Consider the following 19,097-nt stretch of genomic DNA (forward strand, 5'->3'; position numbering starts at 1 on the left):
GACAAATCGTGAGCCGGTTCAGTTTTCAGTTCAGGAAAGTCTTAGAGGCGCGTGGTAACAGGTTCATATTTAACCTGAAGCTAGAGGATTTCTCCAAAACGCTCTAGTTCCCGCTCCATTGAGGCAGCTAGTGCAGCTCGCTCGCTTCGGCTCTTGAGTTCTGTAACGTGCTCCACGGACAGTTCATTCAATGCCTCGGCCAGGCTTTCGACCGTAAATTCCTCAGATATAACGCCGCATTCATGTTCCGACAGAAATGCTGCCATGTCCGGCGAGGGGCCTATCGCCACAGCGAGGCGCGCCTGGATATACTCGAATATCTTGTTCGGCATGCAGTGTTTTAGATTGAAACTTGTTGGCTCATAGTAAATTAGACCAATGTCATATTGGTTCATCTCCTTGACGATTCGATCGTAGGGGACTGGGGGATGCAGCGAAATCCGACCATCGGCCTCGGCTTTTCTTTTCATCTCGGCAAGGCGCTTTTCGTCGTTGGTCACAATGTAGAGATCGAGAGTGAAGTTTTGGCCCAATTGATCCATCAGCGCGAAGTAGTTCTGGAGCCCGCGATTGCGGTTTGCCACTCCGTGATAGACGAGGCGAATAGGAGACGGATCGACAGGGGTCGGAGCGATGTCGTGGTAGGCTGCTGCGCTGTGAATGACTGTTGGTGAGACCCCGAAATTGCGAGTGTAAGCATCAGCCAATCCTTGCGAGACCGTTATGACGCCATCACAGCGGGGCAGGTCGCGTGCGCACAAGCGTATCCGTTCAGGCTGCTCAAAAATCCGGAAGCGCCGATCTTCTTCGTTTTGGGCCGGATAATATTCACGGGCATCGAAAATGATACGCGCACTCTTTTTTTGGCGTAACGCGATCGGGAGCAGCGCAAGGTCTTGAACCATGATCACGTCGAAGGTGTGCGCCTTCAACGCATTTCCCAACCCGTGGAGGCCATGCCGATGGGTATTCGCAATGTCTTTCAGAAAGTGTGTTGGCAAGAAGGCCGCAAAATAGGCGTAGCCCGGAAGGCGGCGTGTCAGTAGCCCCTTTGGCTTGGGCTCGGGACCGAGAGGGATATGGGCGTCGCAGGCCATATCGCGGGTGAGGGGCTTGGAGGCAATCGTGATGTGATAGCCTTGCTCCCTCAGGTGCTGTGAAAAGCGTATCGTGCGCGGACTCCAGCTCGCATCGCCAAGACACATGAGCAGTGCGCGCTTTCCGGCTCCTTGATCAAACATGCTGTTGCTGCAGAGACGTACGTACCGCATCAGCGATCATAGCGATATCGGAAGGTTCAAGGTCTGCATGCATCGGCAAGCTAAGGACCTGGTTCGCCAAGCGCTCGCTGTCTAGGTACACTGCGTCGACGGCGAATGCGGGTTGGCGGTGTAGCGGCAGTGGGTAATGGACTGTCGTCGGAATACCGGCCCGTTTTAATTGCTCGGCCAGGCTATTTCGGTTGTCGCATTGCACGGTGTACTGGGCCCAGACGCTCGTGTTGCCGGGATGAACAGCCGGGAGTTGAAGATCCAGCCCGGAGAGATGCTCATCATATAGTCGGGCGGCCTTGTCGCGCCGCACTACCTCGTCGTCAAAAACATCGAGCTTGGCCAGCAAGATCGCGGCCTGGATTGTGTCCAGCCGACTATTGATGCCGATGCGAACATGGTGATAACGGCGCTCCTGCCCATGGCGCGCGATCTGGCGTAATATCGGGGCTAGGGAATCGTCGTTTGTGAAGACGGCACCGCCATCGCCGTAGCAGCCGAGTGGCTTGGACGGAAAGAAGCTCGTGCAGGCGATCCGGGACAGGGAACAGGACTTCTGACCATTTTGCGTAGCGCCGAAGCTCTGGGCCGCGTCCTCAATGACCGTGAGCCGGTGCCGTTCCGCGATGGAGTTAATCGCTGACATGTCCGCACATTGCCCGTATAGAGAGACGGGAATAATGGCCCGTGTGCGTTCGGTAATGCGAGCCTCGATATCCTTGACATTGACCAGACAAGTCTCAGGGTCGACATCGGCAAACACGGGCTTTGCGCCCAGAACGGCGACGGTTTCAGCTGTCGCGAAATAGCTGAATGAGGGCGTAATCACCTCGTCCCCCGGTCCCACGCCGATGGCCATCAGAGCAATCTGTAACGCATCGGTGCCGTTGGCGCAGGTCAGACAATTCCTCACGCCGACATAGGCGGCGAGCCTTTCCTCAAGTTCGGCGACTTCGGGGCCGAGAATATAGCGCCCATGGGACAGTACATCCGCGATGCGGCGATTTAAATCGGCACGGATGCGTTCTTGCTGGGCCGCAAGATCAACGAACGCAATCATGACGGTACCTCTCTAACCACGCAATCGCCCGTCAATGCGTACCGCTCTCCGCTGTGTGGACAGTCGGCATATCCTTCGCCGGTCAAGGGCAAATCAAGTCGCTCACCAAACGCGCTCATCCAGCCGATCTGCCGGGCTGGGACGCCGGCGACGAGGGCAAAATCCGCAACATCCTTTCGGACCACTGCACCGGCAGCAACAAACGCAAACGCGCCGATCTTGACCCCGCAGACGACGGTACAGTTGGCCCCAAGCGTAGCGCCTTCGCGGACAAGCGTATCGCGATATTCGCTCTTTCTCTCGACCCGAGCGCGCGGGTTATAAACGTTCGTGAAGACCATAGATGGCCCGCAAAATACCCCATCTTCTAGGATAACATTGTCATAGACGGACACGTTATTCTGGATCTTGACATCGTTGCCGATGACAACGCGATTACCCACAAAGACGTTTTGCCCCAGCGAGCATCTTGCTCCAATGCTGGCGCCCGAACAGATATGAACCCAATGCCAAACCCGTGTTTCGGGCCCTATGGTTGCTCCATCGTCAATGATGGCGCTCTCGTGACAGAAATAGTCCATATTAGGCTTTCGCAATCAAACTGGCGATTTTAGGTCCCGCATGCCCGCCCCCGTAGAGCGAGCCGTCATTTTCAGCAACCATATCGAGCCGCCTGATGCCTTCCCTTTCGATAGTTCGCGCATCTGTCCCGACAAGAACGTTCACATCTTCGTCAAGTAGTTCCACCCATTCTGTTGAGTCGCGTAATGTGATGCAGTGCTTACCATGGAAGAACGCTTCTTTTTGCACCCCGCCGGAGTCGGTTGCCACAAGCCCACAATGTTGTAGGAGCCAAAGCATCTCCAAATACCCGACTGGTGCGATGGTCTTGAACTCGAGCGCCACGTCCAATCGCGCGAGTGCATGACGCGTGCGCGGGTGCAGTGGAAGAACAACCGGGCGTACTTGATTGAGAGCATTCAGCCCCTTTACGATACCTTTCAAGCGCATCTGACAGTTTGTATTTTCGGCCCTATGCGCGGTCGCGAGAATAAAACCGCGTTCCAACTCGCAATTCTGCGGGCGTCGTGATTTGTCACCGAACAGGCGCGTCGCGTCTTCCATTACGTCGCCGATGCGTACTATTTGGGCCGGGTGTTTCCTGTAAATTTCCTCGTTTGATAGATTCCGCACGGCCGACTCAGTAGGGCAGAAAAGAATGTCTGACACTTGGTCAGTGAGAATTCGGTTGATTTCCTCCGGCATTTTTCGATCGAAACTTCTCAGGCCTGCTTCGACATGCGCCACTGGTATATGCAACTTGACCGCCGCGAGCGCTGCCGCAAGCGTACTATTCGTATCGCCGTACACAAGAACGCGATTGGGCTGTTCCTTTAGAAGTACCGCTTCGATTTGTTCCAGCATTCGACCAGTCATTAGACCGTGCGTTCCGCCCCCAAGATTTAGCATGTATTTCGGCGCAGGAATATCTAGCTGCTGGAAGAATACATCGGACATCGACGTATCAAAATGTTGCCCGGTATGCAGCAACACCTCTTGCACGCCTTCTTCTCGTTGCAATGCGCGGCTGACCACGCTCGACTTAACGAATTGTGGGCGAGCACCCACTACAGTAACAACTTTCTTCAGAGTCGGATCAGACCGCATTTAGCCTCCACGAACGGATGAATTTCGTTTCCTCTGAGTCTTGAAGGTAGGGGCCGTCTCAAACCACGACAATCTTTCAGCCGCAATGTTCGGTTCACACGAGAGCATCTTATAAGATGCTTGTTTGGACCGGCTTTCCGACATCGTCCTTATACGCTCACCAACGATACGAACGGGTGTCGTTCGCCGCCGGATTCGGGAGTTGCATTGCGAATTTGTGAAACTGTTTCGATCGCCACACGATTTTCTTCCAATCCGAACCCTCGACCAGCAAGGATTTCCTCGTAGCTGCGTGTATGAAGGTCGGTAAAGCCACCTGAGAATTCAATTTGCTGTCCATCGACCGATATAGACCGGAACGTGCGTTGCCCCTGATCCAGGACTGAATTTGGGATGTCGTTGAGGTCGATCGAAAGAAACCAACGCACACGTGCATGTTCGTACTCAAGGTATCCGGCCGCGCGAGTATCTTCACAAAGATGCGTCTTGTTTTCCTTCAACTGGCCAAAGACGAAGTGCAGCATATCGAAGAAATGCACGCCTATATTTGTAGCAATTCCCCCAGACTTCTTTTCGTTGCCTTTCCAGCTTTGCAGGTACCAGTTGCCGCGCGAAGTGATATAAGTCAGATTGACCTCATGCTTGGTGTCCTTGGGGGCGCGTAAGATGCGTTCACGCAATTCAGTGATCGCGGGATGCAAACGCAATTGCAGGATCGTGTTGACTTTCTGTCCGGTGTCACGCTCGATCTCTTGCAGACCGTCGATGTTCCATGGGTTCAAAACCAGTGGCTTTTCGCAGATTGCATCTGCAGCCGAACGCAGTGCGAAGCGCACATGGCTGTCATGCAAGTAGTTGGGCGAGCAGATCGAGACAAAATCGATGCCTTTGCCGGCCCGATGCTGTTTGTCGATATGACGATCGAAGCGTTCGAACTCGGTGAAAAAGTCGGCGTTGGGAAAGTAACTATCGATGATACCAACCGAGTCGTTGGGATCCAGAACAGCCACCAGGTCGTTGCCGGTATCACGCATGGCGGCCATGTGGCGGGGGGCGATGTAGCCTGCGGCTCCGATCAATGCGAATCGTCTCATCCAAATACTCCAATTAGAGTTGCAGATCGCTTTGGTCGCTGGGCAGGACGCGCTTTAAATCGTAAAGAACATGTTCGGAATTCCCTAAGCGACGCAGGCGAATCTCTCCCATTTCACTGAATTGGCTGTGCGCCACGGCAAGGACGATGCCGTCATATGCGTCATTATCGAGTTGGCTGATCGGGTTGATGCCGTATTCAAGCTTAGCTTCGGAGCTTTCGACCCAAGGGTCGTATACGTCGACCACGATCCCATATTTTTCTAGTTCTGCGATCACATCGACGACGCGCGTATTACGCAGGTCGGGGCAGTTTTCCTTGAAAGTGAGGCCGAGAACCAGCACGCGACCGCCTTTGATGGCGATTCCCTTGCGGATCATCGCTTTCACCATCTGACTAGCGACGTAGGCACCCATCCCGTCATTGATACGCCGGCCGGCCAAGATGATCTGCGGATGATGCCCGAGAGCTTCGGCTTTGTGGGTCAGGTAGTAGGGGTCAACGCCGATGCAGTGGCCTCCGACGAGTCCGGGGCGGAAGGGAAGAAAGTTCCATTTGGTGCCTGCCGCCTCAAGCACCGCCTCCGTATCGATGTTCATACGGTTGAAAATCATCGCGAGCTCGTTGACGAGCGCGATGTTGAGGTCCCGTTGCGTGTTCTCGATAACTTTGGCTGCCTCGGCGACCCGAATGGATTCAGCCTTGTGTGTACCAGCTGTGACGATGGATGCATAAAGTGCGTCAACCGCGTCAGCTACTTCCGGCGTGGAGCCGGAGGTGACTTTCGTGATCGTCGTCAGTCGGTGTTCCTTGTCGCCGGGGTTTATCCGTTCCGGGCTGTAGCCGCAGAAGAAGTCCTCATTGAACTTGAGGCCCGAGTGCTGCTCCAGAACAGGAACGCAGTCGTCTTCAGTCGCGCCTGGATAGACCGTGCTTTCATAAATAACGATGTCGCCCTTTTTCAGCACTTTGCCGACGGTTTCAGATGCCTTGAGAAGTGGGGAAAGGTCGGGGCGCTTGTGGGCGTCGATTGGTGTTGGAACCGTGACGATAAAAACCGTGGCACTGGCTATTTCGTCGAGCGAATTTGTGAAGCTGAGCTTGGTCGCTTCTTCCAGATGGTCGGCTTCCACTTCGCGGGTCCGGTCATAGCCGCTAGCAAGCTCGTCGATACGTTTCTGGTTGATATCGAAACCGATCGTGGAGCGCTTCCTGCCAAACTCGACCGCTAGCGGAAGTCCAACATAGCCAAGGCCAACAATTGCTAATTTTGAATCCGATCCGATCATGTTTGCCTACTTATTATAGTATTCTCGAAACCATGCGACGAACCGAGCGATGCCGTCATTGAAATCAGTTTGGGGTTGGTAACCTGTCAGTCGGCGGAGCAAGGATGTGTCCGCCCATGTCGCGGGTACATCTCCGAGCTGCATACCCATCATGTTCCTTGTCGCCTTGAGGCCGAGGCACTTCTCGATAGCGTCGATAAAATCGAGAAGCCGGATCTTTTCTGAATTTCCGATGTTCACTATGCGGAACGGCGCCACTGGCGAAAGGCTATCGCCCTCTTCAACTATTCCGTCTTCAGGGCGCTCCGGTACCGCTTCCGTCAAAAGGAAGATGGCGCGAACCAGATCGTCCACGTAGGTGAAATCGCGATACATTTCGCCGTGATTGTAGATGTCAATTGCCCGGCCATCGAGCATGGCATCCACAAACTTGTAGAGTGCCAGGTCGGGTCGCCCCCAAGTTCCGTAAACCGAAAAGAAACGAAACATTGTAATCGGTAGATCATGTAAGTGAGCGTAGGCGTGCGCCATGCTCTCATTGGCCTTCTTCGTGGCCGCGTACATGGTCAGCTGTGTGTCGGCCTTCTCGGTCTCGTGGAATGGCATCTCGTCATTGGCGCCGTACACCGAAGACGTTGAGGCCATGAGGAGATGGTCGACACCAAGGCGTTGCGCAACATCCATCACGTTGAATGTGCCGGTGACATTCGAGCTGATATAGGCGCGCGGATTTTCGAAGCTGTAGCGTACGCCGGCCTGCGCAGCGAGGTGCACGATAATCTGCGGCTTGAAGTCGAACATTGCGGCTTCGACTTTGTCCTGATCTTCAAGCATCCCGATCGTTGCGGAGAAATTACCGTGTTCAAACAGCATGGAATGACGCCGCTCTTTAAGCGTGACGTCATAATAGTCCGTCAGGCCGTCATAGCCGTGCACCGCGTGGCCGTTCGCGAGAAGCAGCTTCGCGAGATGAAAGCCGATAAAGCCTGCAGTACCTGTAACGAGAACTCGTTTCTTCTCTGCCGGATCAGTCATATCTAGTTTTCGGATGTTGCAAGCTGCACCTGTTCAAGAAGACCTTGCGGAGCGATATTTGGCTTTCATGGCCGCGAGTTCGCTTTCAGGCAGGTCCTGACCAATATCCTCAATCTCGGTTTTCAGGATCTCGTATTCAGACAGCTTGCGGGACAAGAAGCGCTTAGTGAGATCCGTCTTGGCCGCAATGCCTTTTGGGGTCAGTACATAAGAATAGCGTCGTTTATCAGGCGCGGCGCGGAAGTTTCCGAGTTTGACCAATCCCTTTTTGACAAAGGCGCTCAGGACATAGTGCACGCCGCCAGTGCTCACGCCTAAGGCTTTAGCCAAGTCGCGTTGGCTGAGTTCGGGGTTGGTCTCGAGTAGTCTCAAAAGTCTGAAGTGGACGTCTTCGCGCAATATGTCTCGCTGGGAGGTCATTGCGCGACCAGCCTGTAAAAAGCTACCGCACAGGAGCTCGCTTCAGGGCATCCTGGTGGATAAAAACCTTCGATGAAAAGCAGACAAATCATGTTCGCTCAATTGTGAGCGATATCGAACTTGTCGCCTTGGGGCAACTAAAATCCGAACCATTACATAGCCGAACCAAGTTACGCTCTTATGTCAGCGAAAGGGATGCAAGTCGCGGTCCAGAAATGTATCCAAGTCTTGGCTGATCGGCCGGCCCAAAGACGGTAGGGGAGCGCACTCAGAAAATTGAGGCGATTGCTGATCGATAGGCTTCCACGACAATGGCCTGGTCAAACTCCCTCGCCATCTTGTGCCGGCCGGCGAGCCCCATCTCAGCCTGCGCGCTGTCAGACAGGCTGAGAAATTGCTCTATCGATCTTGCCAGGCTGGGGGCGCTTCTAGGCTCGCAAAGATAGCCCGAAACCGTTGGGTCGAGAACAGAACGGCACCCTGGCACATCAGTTGTGATGACCGGGCGTGCCATGGCGGCTGCTTCTATCAGCGTGCGCGGCGCCCCTTCCCGGTAAGAGGGCAGCACGATACATGACGCGCCTTCAATAAAGGGTCGCACGTCTTTGGTCGTGCCGAGATAATCTACCACGTCCTCTGCGACCCAAGCTGCTACCTCACTTGCGCCTACGGACGTGCGATTCTCGCTTCCAATGGCCCCCAGCAGTTGGAATTTAGCGCCGGGGTGTTTCTGGCGTATCAGGCGCGCGGCATCTACGTACTCGACGACACCCTTGTCGCGAAGCAGGCGCGATATCATAAGAAATGTTTTGGGCTTAGCACCGATCGGAAAAGGTGTCGCCGGAAAGCGATCAAGATCTATTCCCGAACCGGGCAATAGCTTTGCCTGATCGGAGCGCACCAAGCCTCCTTCCAGAAAAAGCGCAAGGTCGTCTGCGTTCTGAAAGAAAACAACCGGCAGCGATCTGAATGCTGTGCGGTAAAGCTGCTCAGCGATCGTTTGCAGAACTCTCCCTGACAGAAAGGCGGTGCCTAATCCCGTAACATTGGGAACGAATGGGATCCGAAGTGACTTGGCCGCAATTGCGCCGAAGAGATTGTTCTTGATCGTATAGCTCAGGACGAGATCTGATTCCGCTGCGCAGATTATACGCCTGAACTGGCTGATCAGGGAGGCACCATCGAGCGGATTGAGGCCTTTTGCGTCCATCTGAAGCGGTATGAAATCGCATCCAAGGGCTTGCAGGTCTGGGACGCTATCATCTGTCGGGGCAGCAATCGTGATCAAATGCCCATCCGCAAGCAACGCCTCGACCACGGGCTTTCTGAAATTCCAAATGTTCCAGGCGGCGTTCACCGTCATCAGAATGCGCATGATTTGTCCCTCACCCCATTCCACTTCTACGTTTTGAGCTTGGATGGGCGCAAGTCGAACAAAGAGAAAAGCGGCAGGCGCCGTTGAGGCAAGTGCGCGACCATAATGGAAGTAGGCGGACCTTAAACAAGGTCCGCCAGTCCAGTTTAGTCTTATAATCAGTTAGCTACGGTTGTCTGGTGAAATGACAAAGCTCGCATTTGGCGGAAGTTGCTGAAAACTGATCGACTTGAACAGCGGCGCGTCTGCAGCGGCCACTATTACACGCGAACGGAGCGCGTCGGATGCTGAGGGGCCGTCCGGCTGAGGCGTAGATGGGATGTCGTCGACGACTGCTTCATCTTGCTGGGGTGTGCTCGTGGTTTCCAGTTGGTTCCCGGGGGTTTTGGGCGCCACAACAGCTTCAATCTCGTCCGACATGCTTGCGAGCTGAACAAGTGTTTCGGCGTCCATTTTTTCGATGCCTTCGTTACTTGTTGCAGAGTCGCTTGAGACTTGTGCAACTTCTAACGGGCTCTGTTCTGCCGATACGCTTTCGTTTTGCTTCTCGCGTTGTGCGGCGACCGCCAGTGCTTGAGGCGATTGGCTCGCCGGCTTGAGTGCGCCACCCCGTCGGAAATGGTCGATGGTCGTCTCCGACAATGCGACTGCCTGTGGATCGATACCTGCCATTTCATCAGGCAGGAAGCTTCCGCCTTCATGGGTGCGGCTCCAACCGTTTGCATGGGCGAGTTCATGACAAAGCAGGCGTGCATACCAGCCGGACGTGATTGTCTGGCAAGGGTTTGGCATCGTAATCATGCGGCCATCGCCGCAGCCCATCGAGTTGATCTGTGGTACCCCAAAAACGTGCGCACCTCGCTGTGCGCATCTTGCGCCAACAAGCATTGGAGAGACGAATTCAACGGCAACTGTGTTGTCGCCGCGATATTCGAGCGGTGCATTTTTGACCGGCTCCAAGGGGGCGACAGTCATGCATCCTGCCAATAGCGACGAGACGCACAGCGAGCTCATCATTGAGAGGCGTTTTGAAAACTTATTTGTCATGTCCATCATCCCACTTCTTTGAGTTGGTGACGGCACATCTACAGACTGTGCGATAACGGCCGTTTTCAACCGGTCAGCGAATTCAGGTCTTCTTGTATTTGTTTTGTTAATTGTCGGCCGCAAACCGACTGGAGCCTTAATCTTCTTCAGAAATTAGTATTAGAAAACATGCCAGTATAAAAAGCACTGGTTAATAGGAGGGTCGGTTTCTGCGTGCTCAGGGGCTGGGAAGAAACAAAAAAAGCGTGCCAGATCGGCACGCTTTATAGATTCCATCGCTTAGAAAAGAGATTATGGGCTTGCCGGAGCGCCATCATCATCGTCGCCGGTCGCCGCAACAGCCGCGCCCGCCGCTGCAACAGCGCCGCCTATGATGCCAGCCGCGCCAATTGCCGGAGGTGCCGCTGGTAGGCCGCCTAGCGCAGTGATCTGTTCCCCAGTGAGCGCTACGGGCGTTGTATTACAGAAGGCTGCATTCACGACGACCTGCTGGCCAGGCTGTAGTACTTGCTCGCAGCCCCCGACTATCAAGGTTACGGTGCCAGGTGTGGCGGCAGACTCTGGGAGGGTCTGGATGATGTCGCCCTCAATCAGAACATCTCCTTCAGCAAGCGAGTAAAGCTCTCCGTCGCGCACAACAATGACTGAACCAACCTCAGTAGATAGATTGGCGACCGAACCCATCTGATTGACGGTCTCCACCGCTGCCGTTTCTGACTGAGCGATTGCGAGAGGTGCTGAAGCAGCAAGTGCGGTTGCCGCTATTGTTGCTTTGAGTGCGAGACGCATATCTGTTCTCCTTAAACTTGACCCAGTCATATGCTGACAACGCATGATTGTATATATGCCTGCGCTCAATCTTCGTAAAAAATTAACATTAAGCTTAAGCTAATCAGCCTCACAGTATTGACGCGCCTGGAGAAAGCAAACGTCTTCTCCTTCTAGGCGAACTGCCGTCAGGACTCCCGTGTCATACGCGCCAGTGTCTATGCCGATCCGGTTTAATTGGTTGGATATCTCCGGCTCGACGGTGTGACCGTGCACAATTACAAACCCATGGTCTTTTTGGCTGTCCAGGAATTCGCGTCGGATCCAACGCAAATCTGAAGGATGCTGGTCTTCTATTGGGATCCCCGGACGAATGCCGGCATGCACCATCAGGTAGTCGCCAAACTGTATTCGATCGAGAAAGCCGGCCATGAATTCGACGTGGCGATCTGGGATGGCTGAAATAAGCGCGTGCTCCAAGGCCTCGTTGCCTTGCCGACGAAGATAGGCTTGATCGATCCCATAGCTTTCTGCAGTTGCATCTCCGCCATGCTTGAGCCAACCATCAAGTTGATCCGGCTCGCCGCGAAGCCCGCGGACAAGTGCTTCCTCATGATTGCCCATTATAAAGTGGCATTTGGCATGGGCGGGCTTGTAGTCCATCAGTTTCTCGATCACGCCTCGCGAAGAGGGGCCCCGATCTATAAGGTCGCCTAAAAAAATAATGTGGTTCGACTTGGTCGGACGCTCGCCAATGTCCCGTTCGATCTGCTGGAGAAGGTCTTCCAGCAAATCTAGTCGGCCGTGCACATCTCCGATTGCGTAAGCACGCTTTTTTGGCGGCGCTGAAGCACGGCGAGGTAAAGGCGGATTTTCCACAGATTTCGACAAGAAGCCGAGCATGATGCCTTCTTTTCATTTCCTCGGGCAGCAGATCGCGTGGGTTTTCGTGCTCTGTTGAGCGCCCTCAACTTAGTTCTGCAAAGCGAAACTTGCAACAACGATAGTCGATCTGGCGACAAAGCATCTGCTCGGCACGTATTTTGCTCCGGGTTTGATGAGTCATTAAACAGTCAACCCTGCAGGGTAAACAAAATACTAATATCTGTTGCGCTTGCGAGGCTGGCATGTTTGATCTGTACACACTTGAAATTGGTCGAGGCGTAGATGTTGGGGGCAGGTAGATGGCAATTGAGGGTTCCTGGTTTGCTGTTCAGACCCAGGCAGCGAAGGAGCAATTAGCTGTCTCGCATCTAAACCGGCAGGGCTTTGAAACTCTTTTGCCCCAGCTCTGGCGGTCTGTCCGTCGGTCGCGAAAATCTGTGAATGTGCTGAAGCCAATGTTCCCAGGTTACGTATTCGTGAAAATTGATATGCAGCGCATGAGATGGCGCGCTATAGACAGCACTGTAGGGGTCTCGAAACTCATTCGCTTCGGCGAAAAGCCAGCTGCGCTGCCGGAAGACCTGATCCAAAATCTTCAGACAAGCATTGGCGATGATGGTGCTGTCACGTTTGACCACAACCTGCGTGAGGGTGACCAAATTCGCGTTATGTCCGGTGCCTTTTCTGATTGGCTGGGACGAGTCATTGAGATGGCCGATGCTGATCGGGTGAAAGTTCTTTTCGGCATGATGACCCGGCAGGTCGAAGTAACGCTGCCGAAGCATCACTTGGCTAGAGCCGTCTAGCGCGAGGACTTAACGCATGAACACTCTCAGTCATCTTGCGGTAGGCACCGAACAGCGTGAAAAGTTTTCTCGCCGTTTAGCTGACGCGCTTTTTCGCATCCGTTACCAGCTGACTGGCGCGATCCTACTGGGCGTCTTGGCACCCGTTATCTTGAGAGGGCAGTTTGAGCGCCTGCCCGATCAAATCGCCAGCTACGACAATTCGCTTTTCGGAACGCTATGCGCTGTCCTGATCGGTTATATGGTGTTCCGCAAAGTCACGGCGTTGCCGGGATCCAACGCGTTTACCAGTATTACGCCCGCATTCCTGTCTTCATACGGCATCATCATCGCCATCTTTTTTGTACTGAGGTTGGAGTACAGCCGCTATCAATTCCTTGCAAGTTTCGTCCTAACCACGTGTTGGTTTATCGCCTTATCTTATTATGTGGCCCGTTTCAGGCAGGCGACACTCGGACTTGTCTCCTCTGAAAGAGTGCAGGACCTCGCCTCCCTTCCCGGGGTCAGCTGGGTCAATTTTGCAACGCCAGAAGCAGCGTCGCGTCAACGTCACCTGCCTCTCGTCGTGAATCTTCGGGATCCGAAGCTAAGCCCTGAGTGGGAGCGCTATCTGGCTGAAGAGGCGATCGCAGGGCGCGTAATCTATAACACAAAGCAAATCGTCGAGTCGCTCGAAGGTCGCGTCCGGGTCGATCATCTATCCGAGAACTCATTCGGACACCTCGCGCCCGACTCGATCTATGCTCCAGCCAAACGCTACATTGATGCGGCAACAGCTGCTGTCGCACTTTTCATCCTGTCTCCATTTCTTCTTCTGGTCGCGCTTTGGATCAAGCTCGACACCCCGGGGCCGGTAATTTTTCGCCAGGAACGAATAGGCTATCGTGGCAAAAGATTCACGATGTTCAAATTTCGGTCGATGACAGTCCAGGCACATGACGAAAAGAATACTCGTGATGGAGATATGACGCAGAGTGACGATACACGTATCACTCGGTCTGGACGCTTTATCCGAAAGACAAGAATTGATGAGCTGCCGCAGCTCTGGAACATTTTTATCGGAGAAATGAGCTGGATCGGGCCTCGCCCAGAGACCCTCAGACTGTCTGCATGGTACGAGCAGGAAATTCCCTTTTATCGATACCGCCATATCGTTCGTCCGGGCATCACGGGCTGGGCCCAGGTCAACCAGGGCCATGTGACCAGTGTCGACGACGTTCGTCGCAAGCTCGAGTTTGACTTCTATTACGTGAAACACTTTTCAATGTGGACGGATCTTTTTATTGGCATTCAGACGGTACGAGTAATGCTGACGGGGCACGGAGCAAAATAGGGTTTAAAGGTTGGGCCTCTCCTGCGTGTGAGACTCAGTAGAAGTTTGCGGGATTGAGGAAGAGTTTGTGGCTATGGCTAAGTGCGGCTAGGGCTTCCAGCTAGTCGGGCCCGTCATTTCTGAAACGCTCACCGAACTGATTGTACCATAGCACAAAGACTTTCGTCGCTAGCAAAGCCGGCACAGACCCGAAGCTTCAGACTTCTAGCTTTAGATCACAAGGCTTCGATCATCGTCTTCGGATTGATCACGCCCTCGGCTAGAACGTTTTTTGCGTGCTTGGTCCTGAACCAGGACAGCGAGGCAGGCGGCCGCGACGCAGGCGATGATCGGTGTGCGGGCCGGGTAATCAACCAGACTGTGGAGCATGATGATAAGCAAGGCTATCGTAGCAGCACGACTTGTGTGCCTAATTTCATCGCTTTCCTGTTTCCATGCCTTTTTAAAAAGCTGCCAATAGAGACGCAGGCCTACGATAATCAATATCGCACCAACCAGGCCGGTTTCCATGACGAACTGGAGCACATCGTTGTGCGCATTGTTAGCGTAGGTGCGAGTAACTGAGCCGGGATCTTCATATATCCTGAAGACATCCTCGAACGACCCGAGGCCTGTGCCGAAGAGCCAATGGTCGCGGATGATCTGGAGGGTTGTGCTCCAGATGTGTGGCCGGGACATCTCAGAACCGCTGAGAGACATTAAGCTGAGCCCCCCAAGCACCGGACTTGAGAAAACGAGCAGGCCGGCCATCATAACCAGTACGCCTGCCAAGAGTGAGAATCTGATCATGGATGGGCTGAGCGAGGCTCTTCCATTGAAAATGAAAAAGCTACCGGCGAGCGCGGGCAGGAGTAGTAGATATCCTGCAACAGAGCCCGCAGCGAGCAGGCACAGCAAAATAGGAAGCGCCATCGCAAGGACGCTGATGGCCTTGGCGATATCGACATCGCGTGACAGCCAGCGGCGCTTCATATCGCGAAGCAGGGCCGCCGTGAATGGCAGAGACAGCGCCAGAAAGCAGGCTTGGTGATTTGCGTTCGCAAAGATGCCGACGGGTGAATTCGGGTTAGTGACTTCGTAGAAGTATAGTCGCTGGTCATTGTTCGATAGGATCTGCGCGAACCCCAACAATGCCGTCGCTGCACCCATGGCGGGAATGATCCAGTTCAAAGTAGACGCTGATCGACGTCCGAGCACGAGAACCAGACAGTAAACAGCTAGAAACGGGGTGGCCCCGGATAGCGAAATCCTCCCGCTTTCTGGCGCTAATGAAATCGGCATGGGGTGGTTGGCTGGGAGACTTAAAATCGTCAGTCCTTCTTCAATCACTGATCGGTCACCGAGCTTGCTCCAGATCGCCTCCGGTAGAGGCACCAATTGAAGAATACTCCATGCCGACCAGACGAAGATAATCAGGAGCAGAAACTTGGCCTTAGGTGTCTCGGATTGCCTGAGGGCAAATGGGAGCAATGGAATGACCGTAACGATCGACAGCACGGACAGCCAGATGCGCGGCGACAATTCAGGATTAGCCGCACCGCCTAAGCCAAGGGTAGCGAAAAGGCATGCCGGAAGAGAAAGATAGCGCGCGCGGCGCAAGAAAGAACGGAAACTCATTCCGTTAGTGCCCGCTCTAGTAGATCTATTTCGAACCTTTGAATGACCGCCCGCCCGGTCCGTGGAAAATCTCCTGGTATGCCTGCGAGTTCAATCCGCTGAAACTCACAATCGCTTTCTGGAACAGTGAAGGTTTCGGTCATCGCAGTTGGTTCGGATGGAAGATTTGTGGCCCGCATCGTCCAGATTGGTGTTCTAGAATGATAACAGTAAATGGCCCATTCAAAAGCGTTCCCTCTGTCGGTGACGCTACCAGACATTACAATGCTGGCTTGATTCAATCCCGCTGGAATTTTTGTTGCCTGACGTGCGATGGACTTGCGGCTTGGCCCGTAAGAGCTGGCGGCAAGGCCGCCATTTGGTTCGAAACTGGCTGCTTTGTTGTCGACGGTCCAACTGAACGGCCCGGCACCTCGTAGACCCTCAAAGTTCGCATCATACGGCACCGTGATTGAGGTTGCCGCCTCTGGTTCAAGAAATGTCAAAAATGCGGAGTAAGCTAGGTCCAAGCGATTTTGTCGAAGCAGCGCGCTCACGACCGCCGCTTCACCGCGCTTATCGCCATCAGCCCAGCTCCAAAGATATTTCTCCTGAGCAGACGTAGACGCGAGCCGTACAATCAGAGTTGAGGACCATCGGGGTTGGTCCGCTATTAGGCTAGCAACGAACGGTCTTGTTTGTGAGTTTCTTGCCATCTCAGCCAAAGCGTCTAGCAAGGTACTTGAACTGGGGCCGCCTAGTGCCAAGGCCTTCGATATATGTTGCGTAGCAGCAGCATAGTCTTTTGATAGGAAATCGAGTTCTGCAAGCGAAATTCGCGCAAACGTGCTGCGAGGAGCAACCTTCAGCAAGTGATTTGCTACGCGGCGTCGGTCGGACGAGAACCCTTGGCGGGCCGAGGGTGATGCGGCGAGAAATTCGGCGAAAAGCTCACCTGCAAGAGGGGCTGCGAGGAACTGTTCCCGCAATGCAGGGATTGGCTCTTCGTTGGTGTCGAGGGTGCGGTCGCTGGGCGACGCACCCTCGTTCAAGAGTTTCGGGTCGGATAACTCGGCGCTATCTCCTAAGTCTTCGGATAGTCGGATTAGAGCGCCGGTGCCGAGCCAGATCAGAACAAGCAAGCAGATTAGGGTCGCGAGCCAGCGCATAACTAGCCTGCGTCGCGGATATCTGCCGGATCTTCTGGACCTGAGAAAAGGTGGATTTTGCGCTGACGGCTTTCTTTGGCCGAAAGCTGCTTCTGATCGTAAGCGTAGGCGCCTTTGCCATAGTGGTAGTAGTAGTAGTCGGAATTGTAACCGACTTTCTTCGCGTCGAACTTCGTGAGAATGACGCCCAGAACATTCGTACGGCTTTCCATCAGTCGACCGATTGTACGGACAACTTGGGGCGTGCGGATGGCACTAGACTGAATAATGACAACTGTGCCCTCACATATGGACCCAAGGAGCGGCGCATCTGTGAAACTTAGAACAGGCGGAGAATCGACCAGAACCAGGTCGAACATCTGCTCAGCCTCTTCAATGATCGATTTCAGGCGCGGGTTTGAGAGCAACTCAGCCGGGTTTGGCGGGATGACGCCTGCGGGCAGGAGATAGAGGCCGTCATGACGTGACGTCACGATATTATTCTCAAGTTCAGCCTCGCGCGTCAGCATACCGGACAGACCTATTGATGCACCCGATTCTGCAACAAATGAAGGTTTGCGCATGTCCGCGTCAATGATAAGCACTCGCTGACCAATTTTCGCAAATGCCATGGCGAGCGCCACTGTCGAACTCGTCTTGCCTTCGCTAGGACGGGTCGAGGTCACAAGCAGACTGCGCGGCGCACCGCTGGAAGTGGTAAACTGAAGCGCTGTGCGGGTCGAGAAGAAAGCCTCAGACACAGCGGATTTTGGATCTGAAAGCTCGCTTGAAACGATATCTTTATTTTTCTTCACTTTCGGAACGACACCCACAGCCGCCAGACCGAGTTTATTCTTTACGTCGTCAGGTGTCTTAATCGTGTCATCTATAAAGTTGAGGGCGAAAGCTAGGCCCATGCCGCCAGCAAGGCCCAATACGAGTGCCATCAAGATCGCGCGGCGCAGGTTGGGCTCATACGGATGAGCCGGTACTTTAGCCTGGTCAATCACAGACACTTGGCTGGATCCTACACCACTTGCAATCGAGATTTCCTTCATGCGCTGAAGAAGGGCTTCGTATTGCGTGCGGTTGGTGTCTACTTCGCGTTGAATAATGGTATAATCAATGCGTCGATCACGAAGATCCTGAAGTTCGCCGCGTAGCTCGTTAACACGTTCACTCAAAGAAGCTTCCCGCGCTTCCGTAGCTCGATATTCAGCCTCCAGCGCATCGACGATTGCCGCCCGCTCGACCTCAATTTCTTCGTTAAGCGATTCGACGCGCGCCTGTAGCTGCTGCATCTCTGGATAGCCAGGTTTGAAAGTCCCGAGCTTCTCTTGGTACTCAGCATTAAGCTCTGAACGTCTCATGCGAAGGCGTCGGAGCTCTTCGCTTTCCAACATGCCACGGGTCGTTGGATTATTCTGCGCTTCGCGAAAACGCTGTTCTGCTGCGATACGCTCACTTTCGGCGGCAGCAAGTTCAGAATTGAGTGAAACGATCGAGGTAGCGTCCAGCGAACCACCGCCCCCGGAGTCCAATTCAAGAATATCCTGGCTGGAAGCGTACTCGACAAGCCGTCGTTCGGATTCCTCCAGCGCCTTCCGAGTCGTCTGCAACCGATCCTCAACAAACTGGCGGGCGTAAGCGGTCGTATTGTACTTTCTTTCAAGGTTCGTCTGAATGAAGTTCTCGACTAAAGCATTTGCTATCCGGGCCGCTTCGCGGGGGTAGGGGCTGACAAACTGAACATTGATAACACGACTGCGGCCCTGCGGGCTTACTCTCACGCCATTCACTACTTTGGTTGCAGCTTGTTGTAGACGTTCTTCACGTGGCAGCGACTGATTTGCATAACGCGGATCCGAAGGCAGATTTAACACTTCAGAAACTCGTTCCGCGAGAGAACGGCTGCGCAGCAGTGCATACTGCGTTTCCATATACTGCCCGTCTGCAACGATTGCAGGGTCTACCGACGCTCCCTCAATAATTTGCGTCTCTTGGCGCTGAACCTCGACAGTTGCGTTGGCACGGTACATTGGCGTGACACGCAAAGTTAGTACTGCGGCGATTGAGACACTCAGAAGGGTGATAGCAAGGATCATCCATTTCCGACGGAGAAATACTTGGAGCAAATCCCAGACATTTATCGCTTCATCGCCGCTTCCAGAACCACTAGCGTCGCGATCTATAGCCTCGAATCGTTCCCGAAAATTAGATTCCCGTTCGCCGACAGGCGCGTTTCGCGATTGCCTCTTTGGGAGATTTTCAAACCTGTCGTAATTCATGATCCGATACCGGTT

General features: G+C 53.9%; 17 protein-coding genes. 2 read left to right on the forward strand and 15 right to left on the reverse strand.

What is annotated here, in order from left to right:
- Nucleotides 1–80: 80 nt before the first annotated feature.
- The 12 genes from D1224_RS15205 to D1224_RS15260 all read right to left on the reverse strand — a co-directional run bounded on the left by D1224_RS15205 (nucleotide 81) and on the right by D1224_RS15260 (nucleotide 11,929).
- The gene (locus D1224_RS15205) at nucleotides 81–1,241 is read right to left on the reverse strand and encodes a glycosyltransferase (RefSeq protein ID WP_182482332.1); all 1,161 of its coding nucleotides are present in this window, start codon (nucleotides 1,239–1,241) and stop codon (nucleotides 81–83) included.
- On the reverse strand, nucleotides 1,234–2,331 hold the full coding sequence (locus tag D1224_RS15210) for a DegT/DnrJ/EryC1/StrS family aminotransferase (RefSeq protein WP_119380784.1): 1,098 nt from the start codon (nucleotides 2,329–2,331) through the stop codon (nucleotides 1,234–1,236). Before D1224_RS15210 ends, D1224_RS15205 begins: the two co-directional genes overlap by 8 nt.
- Nucleotides 2,328–2,912, reverse strand: a complete 585-nt coding sequence (locus tag D1224_RS15215; RefSeq protein WP_119380785.1) for an N-acetyltransferase — start codon at nucleotides 2,910–2,912, stop codon at nucleotides 2,328–2,330. The genes D1224_RS15210 and D1224_RS15215 overlap by 4 nt, the downstream gene beginning before the upstream one ends.
- A 1-nt stretch (nucleotide 2,913) precedes the next feature.
- Nucleotides 2,914–3,999 carry a non-hydrolyzing UDP-N-acetylglucosamine 2-epimerase gene (gene wecB / locus D1224_RS15220; RefSeq protein WP_119380786.1) on the reverse strand — a complete coding sequence of 362 codons (1,086 nt, stop codon included), beginning with the start codon at nucleotides 3,997–3,999 and terminating at the stop codon, nucleotides 2,914–2,916.
- A 149-nt stretch (nucleotides 4,000–4,148) separates the two neighbouring features.
- The gene (locus tag D1224_RS15225; RefSeq protein WP_119380787.1) at nucleotides 4,149–5,093 is read right to left on the reverse strand and encodes a Gfo/Idh/MocA family oxidoreductase; all 945 of its coding nucleotides are present in this window, start codon (nucleotides 5,091–5,093) and stop codon (nucleotides 4,149–4,151) included.
- A 13-nt stretch (nucleotides 5,094–5,106) separates the two neighbouring features.
- Complete coding sequence (tviB, locus tag D1224_RS15230; protein ID WP_119380788.1) at nucleotides 5,107–6,381, reverse strand: Vi polysaccharide biosynthesis UDP-N-acetylglucosamine C-6 dehydrogenase TviB; 1,275 nt, start codon at nucleotides 6,379–6,381, stop codon at nucleotides 5,107–5,109.
- A 6-nt stretch (nucleotides 6,382–6,387) separates the two neighbouring features.
- Nucleotides 6,388–7,416, reverse strand: a complete 1,029-nt coding sequence (locus D1224_RS15235) for an NAD-dependent epimerase/dehydratase family protein (RefSeq protein ID WP_119380789.1) — start codon at nucleotides 7,414–7,416, stop codon at nucleotides 6,388–6,390.
- Nucleotides 7,417–7,449: 33 nt separating this feature from the next.
- Nucleotides 7,450–7,815, reverse strand: coding sequence for a MarR family EPS-associated transcriptional regulator (locus D1224_RS15240; protein ID WP_233350577.1), 366 nt, complete (start codon nucleotides 7,813–7,815; stop codon nucleotides 7,450–7,452).
- Nucleotides 7,816–8,104: 289 nt separating this feature from the next.
- A complete protein-coding gene (locus tag D1224_RS15245; RefSeq protein WP_233350578.1) occupies nucleotides 8,105–9,211 on the reverse strand; it encodes a glycosyltransferase family 4 protein in 1,107 nt (368 codons plus the stop codon).
- 162 nt (nucleotides 9,212–9,373) lie between these two features.
- Nucleotides 9,374–10,267 carry a hypothetical protein gene (locus D1224_RS15250; RefSeq protein WP_119380791.1) on the reverse strand — a complete coding sequence of 298 codons (894 nt, stop codon included), beginning with the start codon at nucleotides 10,265–10,267 and terminating at the stop codon, nucleotides 9,374–9,376.
- Between the two features lie 282 nt (nucleotides 10,268–10,549).
- Nucleotides 10,550–11,047, reverse strand: a complete 498-nt coding sequence (locus D1224_RS15255) for a hypothetical protein (protein WP_119380792.1) — start codon at nucleotides 11,045–11,047, stop codon at nucleotides 10,550–10,552.
- Between the two features lie 99 nt (nucleotides 11,048–11,146).
- On the reverse strand, nucleotides 11,147–11,929 hold the full coding sequence (locus D1224_RS15260) for a metallophosphoesterase (RefSeq protein WP_119380793.1): 783 nt from the start codon (nucleotides 11,927–11,929) through the stop codon (nucleotides 11,147–11,149).
- A 281-nt stretch (nucleotides 11,930–12,210) separates the two neighbouring features.
- Here D1224_RS15260 and nusG point away from each other — a divergent pair, with 281 nt between their 5' ends.
- Entirely contained in the window at nucleotides 12,211–12,717 is a 507-nt protein-coding gene (gene nusG / locus D1224_RS15265; protein WP_119380794.1) for a transcription termination/antitermination protein NusG, read from the forward strand.
- Nucleotides 12,718–12,733: 16 nt separating this feature from the next.
- Nucleotides 12,734–14,050, forward strand: coding sequence for a sugar transferase (locus D1224_RS15270; protein WP_119380795.1), 1,317 nt, complete (start codon nucleotides 12,734–12,736; stop codon nucleotides 14,048–14,050).
- A 210-nt stretch (nucleotides 14,051–14,260) separates the two neighbouring features.
- Here the strand turns inward: D1224_RS15270 and D1224_RS15275 are convergent, their stop codons facing one another.
- From D1224_RS15275 to D1224_RS15285, 3 genes are read right to left on the reverse strand one after another with little or no spacing between them, the layout of a single operon-like run.
- Nucleotides 14,261–15,667: an O-antigen ligase family protein gene (locus tag D1224_RS15275; protein ID WP_119380796.1), complete on the reverse strand. Its 1,407-nt coding sequence runs from the start codon at nucleotides 15,665–15,667 to the stop codon at nucleotides 14,261–14,263.
- Entirely contained in the window at nucleotides 15,664–16,815 is a 1,152-nt protein-coding gene (locus D1224_RS15280; protein WP_119380797.1) for a hypothetical protein, read from the reverse strand. The genes D1224_RS15275 and D1224_RS15280 overlap by 4 nt, the downstream gene beginning before the upstream one ends.
- Before the next feature lie 2 nt (nucleotides 16,816–16,817).
- Nucleotides 16,818–19,082 (reverse strand): GumC family protein, encoded by a 2,265-nt coding sequence (locus D1224_RS15285; protein ID WP_119380798.1) that lies wholly within the window; start codon nucleotides 19,080–19,082, stop codon nucleotides 16,818–16,820.
- Nucleotides 19,083–19,097: the final 15 nt, after the last annotated feature.

This window comes from Henriciella barbarensis, from assembly GCF_003576345.1.
GTDB lineage: Bacteria > Pseudomonadota > Alphaproteobacteria > Caulobacterales > Hyphomonadaceae > Henriciella > Henriciella barbarensis.